This is a genomic window from Microbacterium sp. K27 (genome assembly GCF_004794435.1).
Classification (GTDB): Bacteria; Actinomycetota; Actinomycetes; order Actinomycetales; family Microbacteriaceae; genus Microbacterium; species Microbacterium maritypicum_A.
Genome location: NZ_SSDK01000036.1, coordinates 213,125 through 231,462 on the forward strand (window position 1 = coordinate 213,125; position 18,338 = coordinate 231,462).

Annotated in this window: 15 protein-coding genes; 5 read left to right on the forward strand and 10 right to left on the reverse strand. The window is 67.3% G+C overall.

Going from position 1 to position 18,338, the window contains the following annotated elements; genetic code table 11:
* Positions 1 to 28 precede the first annotated feature (28 nt).
* The 7 genes from DW307_RS08325 to DW307_RS08355 form a co-directional block, all read right to left on the reverse strand.
* Positions 29 to 1,543 carry an Ig domain-containing protein gene (locus DW307_RS08325; protein WP_136024498.1) on the reverse strand — a complete coding sequence of 505 codons (1,515 nt, stop codon included), beginning with the start codon at positions 1,541 to 1,543 and terminating at the stop codon, positions 29 to 31.
* 638 nt (positions 1,544 to 2,181) lie between these two features.
* The gene (locus DW307_RS08330; protein ID WP_029267593.1) at positions 2,182 to 6,357 is read right to left on the reverse strand and encodes a PQQ-dependent sugar dehydrogenase; all 4,176 of its coding nucleotides are present in this window, start codon (positions 6,355 to 6,357) and stop codon (positions 2,182 to 2,184) included.
* A gap of 202 nt (positions 6,358 to 6,559) precedes the next feature.
* The gene (locus DW307_RS08335; RefSeq protein WP_029267595.1) at positions 6,560 to 7,312 is read right to left on the reverse strand and encodes an ABC transporter ATP-binding protein; all 753 of its coding nucleotides are present in this window, start codon (positions 7,310 to 7,312) and stop codon (positions 6,560 to 6,562) included.
* Entirely contained in the window at positions 7,302 to 8,063 is a 762-nt protein-coding gene (locus DW307_RS08340) for an ABC transporter ATP-binding protein (protein ID WP_136024499.1), read from the reverse strand. The genes DW307_RS08335 and DW307_RS08340 overlap by 11 nt, the downstream gene beginning before the upstream one ends.
* Entirely contained in the window at positions 8,060 to 9,175 is a 1,116-nt protein-coding gene (locus DW307_RS08345) for a branched-chain amino acid ABC transporter permease (protein ID WP_231494477.1), read from the reverse strand. Before DW307_RS08345 ends, DW307_RS08340 begins: the two co-directional genes overlap by 4 nt.
* Positions 9,159 to 10,043 (reverse strand): branched-chain amino acid ABC transporter permease, encoded by an 885-nt coding sequence (locus tag DW307_RS08350; RefSeq protein ID WP_029259909.1) that lies wholly within the window; start codon positions 10,041 to 10,043, stop codon positions 9,159 to 9,161. The genes DW307_RS08345 and DW307_RS08350 overlap by 17 nt, the downstream gene beginning before the upstream one ends.
* A 7-nt stretch (positions 10,044 to 10,050) precedes the next feature.
* Positions 10,051 to 11,286 carry an amino acid ABC transporter substrate-binding protein gene (locus DW307_RS08355; RefSeq protein ID WP_205810439.1) on the reverse strand — a complete coding sequence of 412 codons (1,236 nt, stop codon included), beginning with the start codon at positions 11,284 to 11,286 and terminating at the stop codon, positions 10,051 to 10,053.
* Positions 11,287 to 11,412: 126 nt separating this feature from the next.
* Between DW307_RS08355 and DW307_RS08360 the strand changes: the two genes are divergently transcribed.
* The 3 genes from DW307_RS08360 to DW307_RS08370 all read left to right on the forward strand — a co-directional run bounded on the left by DW307_RS08360 (position 11,413) and on the right by DW307_RS08370 (position 13,334).
* On the forward strand, positions 11,413 to 12,426 hold the full coding sequence (locus tag DW307_RS08360) for a LacI family DNA-binding transcriptional regulator (RefSeq protein ID WP_136024500.1): 1,014 nt from the start codon (positions 11,413 to 11,415) through the stop codon (positions 12,424 to 12,426).
* 61 nt (positions 12,427 to 12,487) lie between these two features.
* The gene (locus DW307_RS08365; RefSeq protein WP_168441008.1) at positions 12,488 to 12,661 is read left to right on the forward strand and encodes an antitoxin VbhA family protein; all 174 of its coding nucleotides are present in this window, start codon (positions 12,488 to 12,490) and stop codon (positions 12,659 to 12,661) included.
* A gap of 34 nt (positions 12,662 to 12,695) precedes the next feature.
* Positions 12,696 to 13,334 carry a Fic/DOC family protein gene (locus DW307_RS08370; protein ID WP_240750570.1) on the forward strand — a complete coding sequence of 213 codons (639 nt, stop codon included), beginning with the start codon at positions 12,696 to 12,698 and terminating at the stop codon, positions 13,332 to 13,334.
* A 56-nt stretch (positions 13,335 to 13,390) separates the two neighbouring features.
* Here DW307_RS08370 and DW307_RS08375 read toward each other — a convergent pair whose 3' ends face one another.
* Together DW307_RS08375 and DW307_RS08380 are read right to left on the reverse strand one after the other, a co-directional pair.
* Positions 13,391 to 14,890: an arylsulfatase gene (locus tag DW307_RS08375; RefSeq protein WP_021201276.1), complete on the reverse strand. Its 1,500-nt coding sequence runs from the start codon at positions 14,888 to 14,890 to the stop codon at positions 13,391 to 13,393.
* A gap of 85 nt (positions 14,891 to 14,975) precedes the next feature.
* Positions 14,976 to 15,869, reverse strand: coding sequence for a formylglycine-generating enzyme family protein (locus tag DW307_RS08380; protein WP_021201277.1), 894 nt, complete (start codon positions 15,867 to 15,869; stop codon positions 14,976 to 14,978).
* Positions 15,870 to 15,946: 77 nt separating this feature from the next.
* Between DW307_RS08380 and DW307_RS08385 the strand changes: the two genes are divergently transcribed.
* Together DW307_RS08385 and DW307_RS18280 are read left to right on the forward strand one after the other, a co-directional pair.
* A complete protein-coding gene (locus DW307_RS08385) occupies positions 15,947 to 16,258 on the forward strand; it encodes an NIPSNAP family protein (protein ID WP_021201278.1) in 312 nt (103 codons plus the stop codon).
* Positions 16,259 to 16,260: 2 nt separating this feature from the next.
* Positions 16,261 to 17,277 (forward strand): GNAT family N-acetyltransferase, encoded by a 1,017-nt coding sequence (locus DW307_RS18280; protein ID WP_240750578.1) that lies wholly within the window; start codon positions 16,261 to 16,263, stop codon positions 17,275 to 17,277.
* A 133-nt stretch (positions 17,278 to 17,410) separates the two neighbouring features.
* On the opposite strand, the gene DW307_RS08395 is transcribed toward DW307_RS18280, so the two are convergent.
* Entirely contained in the window at positions 17,411 to 18,238 is an 828-nt protein-coding gene (locus DW307_RS08395) for an SDR family NAD(P)-dependent oxidoreductase (protein WP_136024501.1), read from the reverse strand.
* Between the last annotated feature and the right edge of the window lie 100 nt (positions 18,239 to 18,338).

Consider the following 18,338-nt stretch of genomic DNA (forward strand, 5'->3'; position numbering starts at 1 on the left):
CGACGGGGCCGACCTCGGGACGGAGGACTCAGCTACGCTGCGCCCGGACCTTGCGGAAACCGATCACACCGGCCGCCGCCGCCAGCAGTGCGAGCAGCGCGGATCCGCCGACCACCCAGGGAGCCGTCGAGTCCGCATCGGCGGCGAGCGCTCCTCCGGTGTGCACGGAGGGTCCACCCGCAGTCGCCGTGCCACCGTCGGAGGTGTCGGCCCCGGTGCTGTCATCCGGGATCGGTGCGGATGCTGCGCTCACGGTCCAGAGGAACGTGGTGTCGACCGTTGCCGCCGAGTCGGAGGATGCCGACACGGTGACGGTGTACTCACCGGCCGCAGTAGGAACGCCCGAGATCACACCGGTCGCGGAATCGATGGTCACTCCGTCCGGCAGGTTGTCAGCCGAGTAGCTCAGCGCGGATGAGTCGCTCGACGACGCCTCGACCTGAACCGCCACATCGTCGCCGACGGTGTTGACCTGGTCGTCGACTCCGGTCACGGTGATGGCCGGTACGGGGATGTCGTCGGAGGCAGCGACGGTGAGGGTGCTCGTGGCCGCGGCCGTGGGAGTGATCGCGCCCGTCGTCGGGTCCATTGCTGCTTCGAGCATGCGGCCTTCGGAACCGAACAGAGGGTGGAAGCCGTATCCGCCGGCGATGACCTGCAGGGCGGAACCCTCTGCCGTGTCATCGTCAACCGTGACCTGGAACGTGGCGGTCTCAGGGTCTCCCGAGCCGTTGTCGCCGACACCGGCGGGGTCGAGCTCGGCGGTGCTCCAGTGGAGGCGGTTGTCTGCATCGATGTCGACGGAGCCGCTCGTGGTCTGCAGCGAGCCGTCGACGAGGGTGGCGTGCGTGAGAAGGTCCGTCAGATCGGCTGCGGCGACGACGTTCTCGTTCGCGTTCCACAGATGAGTGAGCGCCGTGAGCGAGTAGGTGATCGTATCCCCCGCCTGCACCGTGCCCCCGGTTGCGGGAGTGCTGGCGAGTGTGAGTTCCTCGGAATACCACTGCGGGACATCCCATGTCGCGCGACAGTCCGTTTCGGTGCCGGTCTGGCAGTTTCCCGGCACCGTGTCGGTGCTCGTGGTGAGTGTGCTCGCCGAGACGGTGGCGTACTCGGAGTGGGTATCCGTGGTCCACGCTCTCATGGTGAACGGAGCAGAGACGAGAGCAGTCTTTCCTGCGGGGACCTCGAAGCTCAGGTGCTTCTCCTGCGTTCCGGACCAGGTGAGCGGAACTTGGGAGCCGTCGATCGTCACGGTCGGTGCAGACGTGTGGCCCAGGATGTCCTGTCGCCATTCCTGACCGTTCGTGCCGGAGACGCCGAAGGTGAGGTCGACGACGCCGGATTCGTCGGTGTTGTTCGAGGCAGCGATGCTGACGATCTGCTCGTCACCGTTGGCCCACTCGGAGGTGGGGTTGACGGCGACGTCGAGAGCATCCGTCTCCGCAGCGCTCGCGGCAAGCGGGGCGGCGAAGAGCCCCCCGGCGAGGATGGCGACCGCGCCCGCGCTGAGCGCGAAACGGCCGGACTTGGTGTTTCTCATGCTGTTCCTTACCTCGGCACCCGAATGGAGGATCGGATGCTGCTGTCGATGGGCACGGTTCGTGTTGTGCTGTCCCCCAGATCCGCGGACCGTGCACAACCCACCCCACCGCACCGCGGGGAGCTCTCCAGAGGATGGGATCCCCTTGACGTGGCACTTCCGAGCGATTGCAGTGATGGCCACGAGTCGCCTCAGTGGCCGCGCACGCCGGCATCAGAGGAAGTGCCGCCGGGGAATCGTGACGCGCCCCGCGTCCTCCCGCCGATACCTACGTCGACGGCGGCGACCACTTCACGCCTTACGAACGGCACCTCAGTCGGGGGACATCGATACGGAGTCGAAGCTGAACTGCGATCGAACGACTCTCCGGCTGATGTGATGGGACCGGTGATGCAGGCGGTGGGGACCGTCTTCATCTCGGGAGCGGCCTCTTCCGCTCCTCCCACTGCTGGCTCCCCGGCCAGCGGAGGTGGGTGACCCGCGCTCTCCCCAGTGTCCCGGTCACCCCCTCCATCCTCCTCGGGCGCGATCTCCGGTCGGTCGACTCTCGGACGCGGTCATCGACGGAGCGGGCCCCGGGAGGATCTGCTTCCCGGGGCCCGCTCCTTCGCACGACGTGGACTATCGTGCGGCGCTCGTCACGGCGAACCACCCGTCAGGGTGAACGGGACGGTCGTGGCATTGCCCGCCACGTCGTACACGATCAGAGTGTTCGCCCCGGCGACGGCTCCGAACGCTCCCGGCTTCACGAAGTTGAGGTCTGACCAGACGTTGTCCGTCAGGTCTTTCCCCACCCCGTTCAGGACCAGCCGATCCACCCTGCCCGCGTCGTTGAGCTTGTACGACACCAGGCCGTACGAGCCGCCCGCACCGACGGTGAACGCTCCACCGTCTTTGACGGTGACGGCGGGACCGGTGACGTCGAGGGTGAATCGCACGGTGGTGGCGTTGCCGGCCACGTCGTACACGACCAGGGTGTTCTCCCCCTCGACCGCCCCGAACGCGCCGGGGACGACACCGTTGAGGTCCGACCAGACCGCGTCCGTGAGGTCCTTCGGCACCCCGTTCAGCGTCAGCCGATCGATCATCCCGACATCCTGGAGCTGGAACGATGCCCTGCTGTAGGCGCCGTCCCGTCCGACCGTGAACTCCGCACCGCTCTTGACCGTCACCGCGGGCGCCGTGGTGTCCACGGCCGCCGCGGTGATCGAGAGGTCGCGCAGGCGCCCGAAGTTGTCGAAGGAGCCGAAGCCCACCCGGCCCTCGGGGAACGTCGTGTCGTTCGCGGTCATCAGCGGGGTGTCGAGGCCGTCCACGTAGACGGCGATTTCGCCGCTGTCGACGCAGCGGACCACACGCACGTCGTGCCACTCCTCGTCCGTGACCGCCGGTGGAGCACCGATCGCGCCGTCCCACTGATCGTCGATCCGCTCCCGATCCGCCTTGTTCACCTTGAAGATGCCGTTGTGCGGGTAGATCGAGTTGTCCTGCGAGAGGTGTGCGTAGTAGTACTCCGTGTCCGACTTCCAGCCGAACACGATGATCACGTCGCGGTTGTTCACGGAGGCCTTCTCGTCGAGGCGCACCTCGCCGGTGAGATCGAACGAGCCGAGCTCCGGCCCCTCGGTGAGCACGGCGTACTCGAACGGCCGGCGGATCCCGTCGTTCGGGTTGGTCCCCGCCTCGGTGAGCACGATCTGGTCACCGGGGAAGTCCCACTTGGCCGGTGTCCGCGGCGCCCAGTCGCCCTCCTCCATCACGTCGGTGATGACCTCGCCGTCCGGTGTGCAGGTCGGCGGCGTCGGCGGTTCGACCGGCGGCACGGCGTACAGCGCATACTGCGCCGCGACCTGCTCGGCCGTCGGCACCGTGTCGAGCAGCATGATGTCGTCCATCCGCCCGTTGAACGGATTGGCCTCCTTCGTGTTCTGCGGGAAGCTGCCGCCGATCTTGATGCCGGCCGGTGCGGTGTCGGACGTGGCTCCTCCACCCCACGGGTTCGCCGCGGTGTACTTCCCCGCGAGCTCCTCGCCGTTCATGAACAGCTTCATCTCGCCCGCCGCGAAGTCGAAGGTCGCCGCGAGGTGAACCCACTGCCCCTTCTTGAGGATCTCGTTCCACGGCAGGTCGGCCGCGAACGTCCACGAACCTGCGCCGTCGACTCGACGCCCGAGCGCCACGAGCTTGAGCTCGCCGTCGACCGTGATGACCTCGAGCAGCGCCCGCACCGCGTGACCGTCGGAGGTACCGGTGAGCACGCCCGCGAGACCGATCGCGTTGTACACGTCGTCGGGGTTCGCCGTGCCCGAGTTCGGGGCCGGGTGATCGCCGGTCGGCTTGAACCACCCCATGACGGCGGCCTTGTCGGTGTCGGCGAACGCGCCGAGCGAATCGACGCCGTCCGCGTCGTAGATGCCCGCCTTCCAGTCGTCGTTCGACGCGGTCCGCGGACTCATCTGCTGTGTCTGCAGGGCCTCTCCCGCACCGGGATAGGCGCGGTCCGCGACCCGCATCTCGACCCCGCCGTTGATCAGCGAGATATCGGTGCCGGAGCGCCCCTGATCGACCTCGATCGTCGGCGTCGCCGCGTCCGGGTGGTCGAAATCATGGTGCGTGACCACGTTCGGGGCGAGCGCCGGAAGGACGAACGGGGTGGTCGGCTCATCGACCGTCCGCGCCCCTGTGACCTTCCAGATCTTGCCGTTCGCCTTGGAGACGAGGTAGAGCTCGCCGTCGGCGTCGGAGCCGAACCGCAGGTCGACGCGTGTGTCGCCGACCAGCTTCTGGAACGTCGTCTCCTCACCGTCGGCGAAGACCCGCAGTTCCTCGATCGTGGCGAGGTCGTCGATGTCGCCGTCGTTGCGCACCATCTCCTCGGCATCCGTGGACAGCACCCAACCGCGCACCAGATCGGTGAAGAGGTAGCGCCCCTGGAGTTCGGGGATCTCACCGCGATAGACGAATCCGCCGTTCACGGCCACTCCCGCATCACCGGTCTGGCCGGGGTCGCGATTGTGATCGTAGGCGGCCACCGGGTAGGTGAAGCCGTTCTCGGCATCGTCCTTCGGCAGCGGGAAGATCTGCCGGTTCTCGGCGAGAAAGGAACCCTCCCGCACCGACCAGCCGAAGTTGTCTCCTGGTTCGACGGCGTAGATCGACTCGACCTGCCACTCGCCGATGTGCGCGAGATACATGGTGTGGTCGCCCTCGGTGTCCCAGCTGATGCGGTGCGGGTCGCGCATGCCCACCGCGTAGATCTCCGGCAGGGCATCCGCCTCGTCCACGAACGGGTTATCGGACGGGACGCCGTACTCGCCGTTCTCGCTGTCGTCGCCCGTCGGGCTCACGCGCAGGATCTTGCCCTGTGGTGTGGCCAGATCCTGCGGGTTGCCGTTGCCGACACCGTTGCCGCCGTCTCCGACCAGGATGTAGAGGTTGCCGTAATCGGCATCGCCCTCCGACACCGTCGGGTTGAACGCGATCTGCTGCACGGTGTGCACACGACCCGCGAACGGGATGCGCATGACTTCGCGGTGCGTTCCGGCGAAGGTCTCCGCCGACGGGTCGTCGGCCTTCCACTCGGTGATCACGCTGTGGAACGCGGTGGTGCCGAAGGCCGGGAAGTCCGGGGTGTCTTCGGTCAGCGCCGTGCCGCCCTCGGTGTGGACGGTGTAGAACAGCCCGTTCTCGGCGAAGTCGGGGTGGAACTCCGCGGAGCCGAGGCCCGTCCCGAGCCCTGCACTGTTGTGGAAGTTGTCGATGAACTCGTTCCGGACGTTGAGGTATGGGACGTATTCGCCCGATTCCTTGTCGACCAGGTAGAGGATGTCGTTGTTGTCGGGCACCATCAGCCGGCCGGAGTCGTCCGGCACCTCGTCGAGGTGCGTGATGCGGTTGTGGCGCACGAGGCGCGGGTCCTGCGTGGCCGGCGTCGTCTGCGACGCGGGCAGCTGCGCGAGCTCGGTCACCTCGATGCCGAGGTCGGCCATTCCCGGGTCGGGCAGCGGGTTCAGCAGCGGCTCATTCGCCGTGCCGCCCGGTGCGCAGTCGCCCGGGTTGCCCGTCGCGATCGCGAGGTTCTCGCCCGTGTTGTCGACGGCCACGTCGTCGAGCAGGAGGCGACCCATGCTCGTGGCGCCGTTCTTCCAGAAGAATCGGTCGAGCGCGCCGTTCACCGCCTGGCGGAAACCGAACTGCTGCTCGGCGCCCTCGGGGAGGCGGGTCTGCTGCTCGTATGCGCCGCCCTGGCTGTACACGGTGACCTTGTCGGCCGCGTTGTCGGCGACGATCCACACGCACTGCCAGGCGTCCTTCGACCACACGCCCGCCGGCGCGAACGACCCGCCGTCGCGCACGCGCAGCACGTCGTCGTTCTGGTTGTTCACGTAGGCGCGGCTGTGCGCGTAGTCGTTCGGCGCATCCACATCGGTCACCCCGAAGGAGGTGTCGACGCTGCCGGTGCGCAGGAAGCGGAAGAACAGCGTGCCGGTGGTGCCCTCGGCGATGGCCGGGATCGCGCGATACGACTGCTGACCGCCGCCGACGGACTCGACGACCTGGTTGTTACCGTTGAGCGGATCGGCGATCACACGGGGAGCCGCGGACGACGTCCATCCGTCCTGCCCGTTCAGTGCGACGCGCTCGTAGGCCTCGAAGTCGACGAGTTCGGTGAACGGCTCCGCCGCGACAGCAGGGCTCGTGGTCAGCAGCGCTCCGACCACGGCGGCCGCGGCGACGACCGCACCCGTTCGTCGTATGCCGAAGGATCGAGGAGGAGGTGCGACCGATCGGGAACTCGAGCTCGCGGTTCGCATGATTCGTTCGTGCATCAGAAACCTCTCAACGTCGTCGTCGTGTGGTGTCGTGCCGATGGTCGTGCCCCTCTCCGGGCCGGCACTACAGCGGAGAAGGCTCGAGCGGTACTGCAGTTCGGGGCATAAGCGCCTTCGGAAGCGCTTTCGCCGGATGGACGGGAAAGGCGGAAGGAGGCCGTCGCTGCCTCCTCCCGCCCGGGTTTCATCCCGCGTCGGGGACGGCGGGCTTGCCGCCGAGATACAGCGCGGCGAGGGTCGGATCGGCCAGGAGCTCGGATGCCGGACCTGAGATGTGCACGCGGCCGAGGTCGAGGACGCACCCGATGTCGGCGGTCTCCAGCGCGCGCCGGGCGTTCTGCTCGACGAGCAGCACGGCGGTGCCCGCATCGCGCATGCGCACGATCTGCTCGAACACCTTCTCGGTGGTCTTGGGGTCGAGACCCATCGACGGCTCGTCGAGGAGCACGACCTTGGGGCTGACCATGAGCGACCGTGCGAACTCGACCTGCTTCTGCTGGCCGCCCGAGAGCAGGCCGGCGAGCTGCTTCCACCGCTCCCCCACGATGGGGAAGAGGCTCTGCACGAACTCGACGCGCTCCTGGATGACCTTCTGATCCTTGAGCGTGAAGGCGCCGAGCATCACGTTCTCACCGACCGTCATCTCGCGGAACACGCTGTGTCCCTGCAGCACGTGCGCGAGCCCGTGACGCAGCATCGACTGCGGCCCCTCCCCCGTGATGTCTCGGCCGTCGACCTCGATCGTCCCCGACCGGGGCTTGAGCATGCCGCTGGCCACCTTGAGCACGGTCGACTTGCCGGCCCCGTTGGGGCCCACGAGGCAGACCACCGACCCGGGCGGCACTTCGACGGTGAGACCGCGCAGCACGAGCGCCGCACGGCCGTAGCCCGCCTCGATGTCGCGCAGCTCGAGCAGATTCTTCGCTTCAGACTCCAAGGTAGGCCTCCAGGACTCGGGGGTCTTGCTGGATGATCGCCGGGGTTCCCTCGGCGATCTGACGCCCGCGGTCGAACACCACGACGTGGTCGCACAGGCTCATGACCATCTCCATGTTGTGCTCGACGATGATGAACGTCTTGCCCTCGTCGTTGAGCTCGCGCACCAGGGTGGCGATGCGTCCGATGAGCGCGGGGTTCACGCCTCCCGCCGGCTCGTCGAGCATGATCGTGTCGGGTTCGGCCATGAGCACCCCCGCGAGCTCCAGCAGCTTCTGCTGGCCGTAGCTGAGGTTGCGCGCCTCGGCGTGCTCGAGGTGGTCGATGCCGACGCGTCGCAGCCATCCCCGCGCCCGTTCCAACTCGTCCGGGTCGGCTGCCGATCGGAGCTGATGCCAGACGCTCGGACTGCGTACCGCGACGAGCAGGTTCTCCATCACCGTCATGCGCGGGAACACCCGGCACAGCTGGAAGCTGCGTCCGATCCCGGCGCGGGCGATGCGGTCAGGCGACTTGCGGGTGATCGCCTGCCCCCGGAAGCGCACCTCTCCCGAGTCCGGCTTGATCATGCCGGTCACGCAGTTGAAGAAGGTGGTCTTGCCCGAGCCGTTCGGCCCGATCAGGCCGTTGACCTTGCCCTCCTGGAACGTGACCGTGGCACCGTCGACCGCTGTGACGCCGCCGAAGGACTTGGTCATCGAGACGGTGTTCAGGCTCTCGAGCGTCGTGGACTGTGCGGTGGGGGCGTTCATGACGAGGTCTCCTTCGTCGGGACATCCGCTGTTCGGGTCTTGTTCTGTTCGAGCAGTTCGCCGGCCGTCACCTCACGGATCGACGCCGCGTGGGACTTCCGGGTGAAGAGCCCCTTCACGGCCGGGATGATGCCGTCGGGCATGAAGAGCACGACGATGCCGAGCAGGATGCCGGTGGCGATGAGGTGGAACTGGGTGTCGCCGAACTCGAGCTTGAAGTACTCGAGCGCGATGCCGACGACGACGGCCCCGAGCAGCGGGCCGAAGAGATTCCGCACCCCGCCGAGCAACGCCATCAGCACCATGTACGAGCCGATCAGGATCGAGAACTGGAAGATCGGGTCGAGATCGCCGAACCACAGCGCGTAGAGTCCGCCGCCGAGCGCGACGAACAGCGCCGAGAGCACGTAGGCGATGAGCTTGTACCGCGTGGTCGGCACCCCGAGCGCCTGGGCCTTGTCCTCGTCCTCGCGGATCGACTTGAGCGCCGTTCCGAACTTGGACCGGTCGATGATCCACCACACCACGAGAGCTGCGGCCAGCAGCCCGGCGAACAGATAGTAGAAGATGCGGTGGTGCTCCGGCCGCAGCACGTCGAACGGACGTGGCACGTTCAGTCCCTCGGATCCGCCGGTCACGTCACGCCAGCTCTGGAACACCAGCAGCATGATCAGCACGAAGGCGATGGAGACGATCACGAACGACGCGCCACGCACCCGGAGGGCGGCGATGCCGATCGGGATCGCGATGATCACGACGAGCACGGCGGCGAGGATCCAGGCCACGAACCCGGGAAGGTCGAGGAACTTGATCAGCAGTCCGGTGCCGTAGGCGCCGAGCCCGAAGTACGCGGCATGCCCGAGGGAGATGTAGCCCGTGAATCCGCCCATGAAGTTCCACCCCGTCGACAGCACGGCGTAGTTGAGGATCACGACGCCCGCCGAGAGGATGTACGGGTTCGGGGCGATGGTCGGGAAGGAGAGCACGAGCGCGGCCCCGACGATCAGGAGGACGATGCCCACCCACTTCGTGGAGGGGCGACGCACAGGGGCGGGTGGAGCGATCACGACCGTCTCGGTGGCGATCGGCTCTCTGCTAGAAACGCTGGGCAAGACGACCTCCGAAGAAACCTTGCGGACGGAACATGAGCGTGGCGAAGAGCGCGACGTAGAACACCGTCTGCGCCCACGTCGGCCCCAGCGGAAGCTGGAGCAGGCTCTGCGCGACTCCGAGGATGAGAGCCGCGATGGCGGCACCGGGGATGCTGCCGAGTCCGCCCACGACGATGATCGCCATGAGCGGTCCGATCCAGTGCCAGTGCAGGGAGGGGTAGATCGTGGCGTCGAGCGAGAGCGCGGTGCCGCCGATCGCCGCGGTGGCGAGCCCGAGTCCGAATCCGTACCCGGCGACCCGATCGGTGTTGATGCCGACGAGCCGCGCAGCCTCGGGATGCTGGATCGTCGCCCGCAGCGCCTGACCGAACTTCGTGTACTTGAGCAGCACGAAAAGGAGCGCGAGGGCCACGGCCGCGAGACCGAACGCGATGAGCTTGACCACCGGCACCTGTGCGCCGAAGAAGTCGAGGCTCGCGCTGGCGTACGGCAGCGGGATGCGGCGCTGGGTCCCCGTGAAGAAGAACCCGAGAGCTCCCTCGATGATCAGCGCGACGGCGAAGGTGAGCAGCACCGACATCATGGTCAGAGTCAACGGCTTGAGTCGCGAGACGAGCAGCCGCTGCATCACGACGCCGGTCACGAAGAACAGGGGCACGGTGACGATGAGCGAGACGAGCGGATCGATGCCCGTCTCCCGGTTGAACCACCACGCGAGGTAGGCGGCCAGGATGAGGAAGGCCGAGTGCGCGATCATGACGACGCGCATGATCCCGAAGTACAGCGTGAGCCCGGCCGCCAGGAGGGCGTAGAGCCCTCCCAGCAGGACGCCGAGGATCAGGCTTTGCAGCAGCAGTGATCCACTCACGGGTGGATCACCACGTCGGCTTCGGGAAGAGGAAGTCGGCTTCCTTGACGTCCTCGGGGAGGACGATCAGGATCTCGCCGTCGATCCACTGCTGGATGAGGTGGGCGCCGGTGGGCTTGCCGGTCTCATCCCAGCTGAGCGGACCGACGACGGTCTCGACCTCGTTGTCGCGCAGCCAGTCGATGAGCTCCTGCTGGCACTCGCCCTGCTCGGCACAGCCGACGGCTTCCACCGCAGCGGCGACGACCTGACCGGTCGTGTAGGCGTTGGCCTCGTCCTCCGACGGCGGGTTGCCGTGCATCTCGGTGTACTTCTCGACGAACTCGATGTTGCTGGGGAACTGCGACTTCGGCGAGTACCCGGTGGGGGCGAGGATGCCCTCGGTCGCACCGCCGATGGCGGCGGCGAACTCGGGGTTGGTCGGAGCGGTGGAGAATGCGGCGAGCTCCGGCTGATAGTTGAGCTGCTGCAGCGCGATGATCAGGTTGACGGCGTCCTGATACTGCGTGCCGCCGATCACGATGTCGGCGTTCGACTGCGCGATCTTCGCCGCGATGGTGGAGAAGTCGGTGGTGTTCGGCGGGTACACCTCGTTCACGAGGATCTCGACGCCGGCATCCTCGAGCTTGTCCCTGAGGCCGTAGGCCGTGCCCTGCGCGAACGGGTCGTCCATCGAGGCGACGGCTGCCGTCTCCGGGCGTTCGCCCTCCGGGAGCGCGAGCAGGTAGTCGGCGAGGTTGTTGTAGTGGTCGTTCGCGATGGCGGGAGCGGCGTAGAAGAGGTTGTCGAAGCCCTGATCGAAGACTTCCTCCGCGGCACCGGCCGGCTCGACGAAGAGCATCCCGTACTCCTGCGCGACGCGGGCGGAGGGAACGACGAGACGTGTGGAGAACGGACCGAAGACGAGGTCGACCCCGTCCTGCGCGATCAGCGACTCGTAGTCGGAGACGACCCGGTCGGCGTTGGACTGGTCGTCGAGGATCTTCAGTTCGACCTGTCGACCCAGGAGGCCGCCGTTCTCATTGACGATGTCGCGCCAGGCTTCGTAACCACGCTCGACGCCTTTGCCCGGCTCCGAGAAGTCTCCCGTGAGCGGCAGCGAGATGCCGATGACGATCGGATCGTCGGAGTCACCCCCCTCGGATTCATCGCCGGTCGCCGAGCAGGCCGAAACCGTGAGCGCGGCGATCGACAGCGTTCCGATCGCTGCAGCGATCCGTCGACCGTATCTGGGTGCAGTCATCCGAGTCTCCTACGTCATCGTAGCGAAAGCGCTTTCGTAAGCGCTTCCGCCACTATAGTGGGACCGAAGAACGAAGAGCAACCTTCCGCGCAATCAGCGTTGATCTTGCTCCATGGGGGAGGTTTCGTGAAGCGTGAAGGGGCGCCACGACTCATCGATGTGGCCGAAGCCGCCGGGGTCTCGCTCGCGAGCGCGTCACGAGCCATGACCGGCGGCTCCGGAATCTCTCCGGAGGTGGCCGCGCATGTACGCGGGATCGCGACGCAGCTGGGATACGAACCCAACATGCACGCACGGGGCCTCGCCGGGGGGCTCGTACCGACGATCGGCCTCGTGGTGCACGAGATCGGCGACCCCTACTTCTCCGACATCGCGAGCGGTGTGATCCGCAGCGCGGCTCTCGAGAACCGTTCGGTGCAGATCGCCCAGGCCGACCGCACGCCCGACAGCGAGCTCGCGCAGGTGAAGTCGCTGCTGCGCCAACGCGTGGGGTCGATCATCATCGCCGGATCGGGATACGCCGATCCGGATCGCGAACAGGGGATGACCGAGGCGCTGCTGGACTTCACCCTGGCCGGCGGCCGTGCCGCGGTCATCGGCCGCCACCATCTGCCGGTCGATGCCGTACTGCCCGACAACCAGCGCGCCGGAGTCTCCGTCGGACGACACCTCGCGGAACGGGGACACCGCCGGATCGGCGTCGTCGCCGGTCCACTCGACCTCAACACGGTCGCCGACCGTATCGCGGGCCTGCGTGAGGGCACGGACGGCACCGGCGTCGAGCTGACGGTGGTGTCCAAGGCATTCACCCGCGAGGGCGGCATCGAAGGCGCCCGCGAGCTCCTCGACCGCGACGTCACCGCCATCGTCGGGCTCAACGACGCGATGGCGATCGGCATCCTCAGCGAGCTGCGGCAGCACGGCATCCGGGTACCCGACGAGATGTCGGTCGTGGGCTTCGACGACATCGCCGTCGCCGCGGACGTGGCCCCCGCCCTCACCACCGCGCGGATCCCGATGTTCGAGATGGGCCAGCACGCCGTCTCCCTCATCCTCCGCCCCGCGAGCGACGAGGCGCGGACGATCGAGACCGCGCACGAGCTCATCATCCGTCAGTCGTCGGGCCCGCCCCGCGGCTGAGCGGACACCCACGCGGATGTCTCACGCGACGCTTAGAATGAGGGGGCGGAGGGAGGCAGACATGACGATCGCTCAAGCTCGATCACGTCGGGTCGAAGACACGATTCACAGCGCAGAGATCGAGGGCCTGGAGGTCACGCCCGAGACCCGTGCTGACGCCGACTCCTACGTTGCAGGAACGATCGACTCGGATGAGCTCGTGGATCGGGTGCGCGCACGGTATGGACTCTCCTGAGTTCACCGACCCCTATCTGATTCCGCACAGCAATGTGCTCCGGAACCTCGTCGGAGCCGCAACAGCCGAGACGCTCGCCGCCGCTGAGGCCGACCTCTCCTTCGCCCGTGCGCTACAGCTCCTCGATGCACCTGTCACCCCGACCAACGATCTCCGGGAGCTCCAGGCAATCCACCGGCACCTCTTCCAAGACCTCTATGACTGGGCGGGGAGTCTCCGCACGGTTGATGTTCGCAAGAACGTTCCCGGCGCTGACTGTTTCCTCCCTTACGGCTTCATCGAGCGTGCGTCCGGCATCTGCTTCTCCGAACTCGCCGCCGATCACTTCCTGGCCGGCCTGCCTCGCGCTTCCTTCGTCGAGCGGCTCGCCTACCACTACGAGAAGATCAACTACATCCACCCCTTCCGCGAGGGGAATGGGCGGACCCAGCGCATCTTCTGGAATCGCGTTGCGCTCGAAGCGGGCTGGCAACTCGACTGGCGCCCGGTCCATGGCGAGGAGAACCACCTGGCCGCGCGAATCGGGTCCGATGACCAGGACCTCCGTCCTCTCATCTCTATGTTCGACAGGATCGTCACGGAACCCGATACCTTCGACTCTGCCGGCTGGACGGCCGACGAGATACGACGCCTCTCGATCAATCGATCGGATGATCGAGGCACGCACGCCTGATCCAGCCGATCCCCCCTCGTCCGAGCCACCCCGGGCTGAGGGACTGTCGTGGACCGTCAGGAGTTGCCGGCCGTCGACTCCAGCTTCGCCATCACCTGGTTGATCGTGAACGACGCCGATTCCTGCCGTGCCGGGAACTCGACGAGCGTCTGCAGCATCCGCGCGACGTACGCCTGTGCCGGGACGAACAGGAAGACGTGGTCGAGCACCCAATCCCAATAGGTGTTCGATGTGATGTCGGCGCGCTCGTATGGATCGGTGCGGAGGTTGAACAGCTTCGGGAAGCGCAGCTCGATGTAGGGCTCCTGCCACACCTGCAGCGTCCCCACGGCACGCTGCTCGAGGAACACGAGCTTCCAGTTCTCGAAGCGCAGCGCCGTGAGGTCGCCGTCGTCCGAGACGTAGAAGAAGTGTCGACGTGGGCTGTGCTCGACGGCACCCGTGATGTAGTCCAGTTGGTTGTTCCCGTCCAGGTGCACCGTGAAGTCCGTGCCGTGCAGCTCTGTTCCCGCCTTCAACCGCTCGGCGATATCGGTGTCTCCGACGGCGGCCAACAGCGTGACGAACCAGTCGTTGTGGCTCACGATGCCGTTGAGCGTCGTACCGGCGGGGATGTGTCCGGGCCAGCGGACCATCGCGGGCACGCGGTACGCGCCCTCCCAGTTGGAGTTCTTCTCATTGCGGAACGGGGTCATACCCGCATCCGGCCAGCTGTTCATGTGCGGGCCGTTGTCGGTGGAGTACATGACGATCGTGTTCTCGGCGAGCCCGAGCTCGTCGAGCAGGTCGAGCAGACTCCCCACGACGTCATCATGGTCGAGCATCGTGTCGTGATAGTTGGACTGCCAACGCCCGGCCCGCCCCTTGCTCTCCTCCTTGGTGTGGGTGCGGAAGTGCATGTGCGTCGAGTTGAACCAGACGAAGAAGGGCGTATCATCCTCGGCCTGGGCGCGGATGAAGTCGGCGGCCGCATCGCGGAACTCCTCGTCGACGGTCTCCATGCGCTTCTTCGTCAACGGACCGGTGTCCTCGATCCGCTGGGTGCCGTCCTCGTTCGCCCACGAGTGGAGCACACCCCGCGGGCGGAACTTCTCACTGAAGCCCGGGAATTCCTCGTCGGTCGGATAGTCGGGGTGCTCCGGCTCCTCCTCGGCATTGAGGTGGTACAGGTTGCCGAAGAACTCGTCGAAGCCGTGCGCGGTCGGCAGATGCTCGTCGCGGTCACCGAGGTGGTTCTTGCCGAACTGCCCGGTGGCGTAGCCGTGGTGCTTGAGCGCGTCGGCGATCGTGGGGTCTTCGGGCTGCAGACCCAGCTTCGCCCCCGGCATCCCGACCTTGGTGAGTCCGGTGCGATACGGGTTCTGGCCGGTGATGAAGGCCGCGCGCCCCGCGGTGCAGCTCTGCTCGCCGTAGTAGTCGGTGAATTTCACACCCTCGTCGGCAATACGGTCGATGTTCGGCGTCCGATAGCCCATGAGGCCGTCTGAGTACGTGCTCAGGTTGCTGATGCCGATGTCATCGCCCCAGATGATGAGGATGTTGGGCTTGTCAGCCATGACGACTCCTTGCTTCGACGCGTGAGACGGGGCGATCGCCCTCGCTCGAAGCCAAGCACCTTCTCGCGGCTGCGCCCAGGGCGCCTCACTCGGAGCGGGTGAGACGGAATCCGATGTGCGACATACCGGTGTCCTCGGCCTGCGGCGAGCGCGCAGCCGGGCGGAAGCGCAGGCAGTAGTCCGGTGAGCAGAGGTGCGACCCACCCTTGAGCACGCGGCGCGGGATGTCGGGGAAACCCTCCTGCGCGCTGGCGACGGCGAGCAGGTTGGTGCGCTTGCCGGCGTCGACGGGGGTGTCGGAGAGGCGGATGTGCCGAGGGGTGTAGAAGTCGGTCGTCCACTCCCAGACGTTCGCGATCATGTCGTAGAGGCCGTAGCCGTTCGGGGGGTACGAGCCGACCGGCGCCGTACCTCCCACGCCCTGGTTGTCGTAGGGGAAACGTCCGAGCCACGAGTTCGCCTGGGCGATGCCGCCCGGGTAGGCCTCGTCGCCCCAGGCGAAGGGGGCGCCGTCCACTCCCCCGCGTGCCGCGTACTCGTGCTCGGCTTCGGTGGGCAGCCGCATCCCCACCCAGTCGGCGTAGGCGACCGCGTCTTCGAACGCGACATGCACGACCGGATGCTGCAGGCGATCGTCGATCGTCGAGTCGGGTCCGAACGGACGACGCCAGTACGCGCCGGGCTGCCAGCGCCACCAATTGCGCCAATCGCCCAGGTTCGTCGGCCCGGAGGTCGGTGTGAACACCATCGCGCCCGGCACGAGATCGGCGGGATCGGCGCCGGGGAACGCGGCAGGATCGAGCTCGCGCTCGGCGACGGTGACGTACCCGGTGGCGTCGACGAACTCGGCGTACTGTGCGTTCGTCACCTGGTAGCGGTCGATGAAGAACGAAGCGACCTCACGCCGGTGCGCCGGGCGCTCGTCGGGATAGAAGTCGTCTGACCCCATCAGGAAGGTCCCGCCCGGGATGTGGACCATATCGCGCGCGTTCGTCACGTGCTCAGCGTAGTGTCCGGGCTCTGCGACATCCGGACCGATCTGGAAAGATCATCCGCATGATCACCGTTCATCTGCGCTACGAGATCGACCCTGACAAGCTGGACGACTTCACCGAGTACGGGCGCACCTGGATCCGGCTCGTGGAGAAGCACGGCGGCACCCACCACGGCTACTTCCTGCCGAGCGAAGGCGACAGCGACGAGGCCTTCGCCCTGTTCACCTTCCCGTCCCTCGCGGAGTACGAGGTCTACCGGACGGCCTCGAAGACCGACCCGGAGTGCGTCGAGGCGTTCGACTTCGCGCGCAGGACGCGGTGCATCCGCCGCTATGAGCGCCGCTTCCTCAGTCCGGTCTTCGAGGGGGTGTAGGCATGAACCCGCCGGCCGTCGACGTCTCGGCGCTCACGGACGTCGCCACGCTGTCGACCCCGCGACTTCGCCTCGAACCCCTGGGCGTCGCCCACCTCGACGGCGTGTGGGAAGGGTTGCTCGACGACGAGAGCATGCGGCTCACGGGCACGCGTCAGGTGTTCACCCGCGAGGCGGTGGTGCGACACCTCGATTCCCTCGCCGACCGCGACGACCGCGCCGACTGGGCGATCATCGAGCTCGGCTCCGAGGAGTACGTCGGCGAGATCGTCCTCAACGAGCTGGAGCCGGACGATGCGTCGATGAACTTCCGCATCGCGCTGAATCCCGGCCGGCTCGGGCGCGGCTTCGGCACCGAGGCGACCCGCGCCGTTCTCGATCACGCGTTCGACCGCATCGGGCTTCACCGCGTGAGTCTCGACGTCTTCTCGTTCAACCCCCGCGCGCAGCGCTCCTACGAAAAGGCAGGGTTCCGGTACGAGGGCCGCCAACGCGACACGCTGTTCTGGGACGGCGAGTGGGTCGACTCGATCCTCATGTCGGTCTTGAGCACCGACGAGCGGCCCGCCGCTCCCGAAGCCGTTGACATCGCGGATCGCCCCGAGAGAACCGCGGTTCCGCGGCCCCTGAGCGACTTCCCGTTGCACGCGTCCGTCGCCGTGTCGGACATCGACCGCGCCGTCACCTTCTATGAGGGCACTCTGCGGCTCCCCCTGGCACGGTCGGGCCCGAGCGCGCGGATCTCGGGCGGCAGTCGCGTCTATCGCTCAGGCGGCGACGAGGCATTGCACGTCTATCAGTCGACGACCGCAGGCACCTCGCACGCGACCGTCGCGACCTGGTACGTCGACGACCTGGATCAGGTCGTCGACGTACTCACGGCGAACGGCGTCGATTTCCTGCGCTACGACGGACTGAGCCACGACGCTCGGGGCATCACGGCGAGGGCCGGCGGAGGGCGGATCGTGTGGTTCGCAGACCCCGATGGCAACACGTTCGCCCTGGAGAGCGACCGCTGATCGCCGCTGCTCCAACGCGGGTCCTTCGGAAGTACCGGCGGGGCCGGGTCGGAGGTGCCGGCGCCGGGCTGCGGTCAAGACGAGGCCCGACCGGCGACCGCGCGCGATCGACGAGCGCGTGCGGGCGGAGTGCTCAGCCCGCCGCGATCCACGATCGCGTGAAGCCGAGCACGCCGCTGCCGTCGGTGTCGGCGAGCGAGACGCCGACGAACCGCGTCGCCCCCTCCGAGCTCTGCCAGCGAAAGCGGTATTCGTCGGAGAGGACTGCCGCCGCGATCGCCGTCCCCGCGGATTCGGCGGACTGCGCGTTCGCGAAGGCCCCGGTGCTGCGCGCGATGTACGCATCCAGGAGCGAACCGTAGGGACCACCGCTCTCCGGCCGGATCGCGTTCTCGACGAAGGCGCTGGCGACCGCGGCTGGCTCGATCACGCTGATCCCGACACCGAAGCGCTCGGCGACCACCGCGAGCGACTGCATGAAGCCCTCCACGGCGAACTTCGCCCCGCAGTAGGCGTCGGCGAACGGCTGGCCGACCGCCCCGCCGACACTCGTCACCGTGAGGATGCGGCCGTTGCCACGCTCGCGCATCCCCGGCAGCACGAGCTTGGCGAGGTTGACCGGCGCCAGGTAGTTGATGTCGAGCTGCGCCTGGATCTGCTCCATCGTCAGCTGCTCGGCGGTGGCGACGTTCCCCTGTCCGGCGTTGTTCACCAGGACGCGGATGCCGCCGAGCTCTGCCTCGATCTCGGCCACCAGCCGGGCCGCGGCCGCATGATCCACGACGTCGAGGGCGCGCACGTCGACCTCGACGCCCGCCTCGGCCGCAGCGTCCCGCAACGCCCCGGCCTTCCCGGTGTCGCGCATGGTCGCGACGACGTGCAGGCCTCGTCGTGCCAGTTCGACGGCGGCGTGGAGTCCCATTCCGGACGAGGTGCCAGTGATCAGTGCGATGTCGTTCATCAGGCGACTCTACGACCCGCGGTCCGGAATCCCCTGACGGTCACGACCCTGGACTGACGCATGCACCCGCTTCCAGCTAACTTGCACGTTGATGTGCACG

What these genes read in the sequence shown, in the direction of transcription:
- DW307_RS08380 (WP_021201277.1), bottom strand. Translation starts at nt 15,869, where the DNA reads ATGGTCCACATCCCGGGCGGGACCTTCCTGATGGGGTCAGACGACTTC.
- DW307_RS08325 (WP_136024498.1), bottom strand. Translation starts at nt 1,543, where the DNA reads ATGAGAAACACCAAGTCCGGCCGTTTCGCGCTCAGCGCGGGCGCGGTC.
- DW307_RS08330 (WP_029267593.1), bottom strand. Translation starts at nt 6,357, where the DNA reads ATGCGAACCGCGAGCTCGAGTTCCCGATCGGTCGCACCTCCTCCTCGA.
- DW307_RS08385 (WP_021201278.1), top strand. Translation starts at nt 15,947, where the DNA reads ATGATCACCGTTCATCTGCGCTACGAGATCGACCCTGACAAGCTGGAC.
- DW307_RS08355 (WP_205810439.1), bottom strand. Translation starts at nt 11,286, where the DNA reads ATGACTGCACCCAGATACGGTCGACGGATCGCTGCAGCGATCGGAACG.
- DW307_RS08395 (WP_136024501.1), bottom strand. Translation starts at nt 18,238, where the DNA reads ATGAACGACATCGCACTGATCACTGGCACCTCGTCCGGAATGGGACTC.
- DW307_RS18280 (WP_240750578.1), top strand. Translation starts at nt 16,261, where the DNA reads ATGAACCCGCCGGCCGTCGACGTCTCGGCGCTCACGGACGTCGCCACG.
- DW307_RS08375 (WP_021201276.1), bottom strand. Translation starts at nt 14,890, where the DNA reads ATGGCTGACAAGCCCAACATCCTCATCATCTGGGGCGATGACATCGGC.
- DW307_RS08340 (WP_136024499.1), bottom strand. Translation starts at nt 8,063, where the DNA reads ATGAACGCCCCCACCGCACAGTCCACGACGCTCGAGAGCCTGAACACC.
- DW307_RS08365 (WP_168441008.1), top strand. Translation starts at nt 12,488, where the DNA reads ATGACGATCGCTCAAGCTCGATCACGTCGGGTCGAAGACACGATTCAC.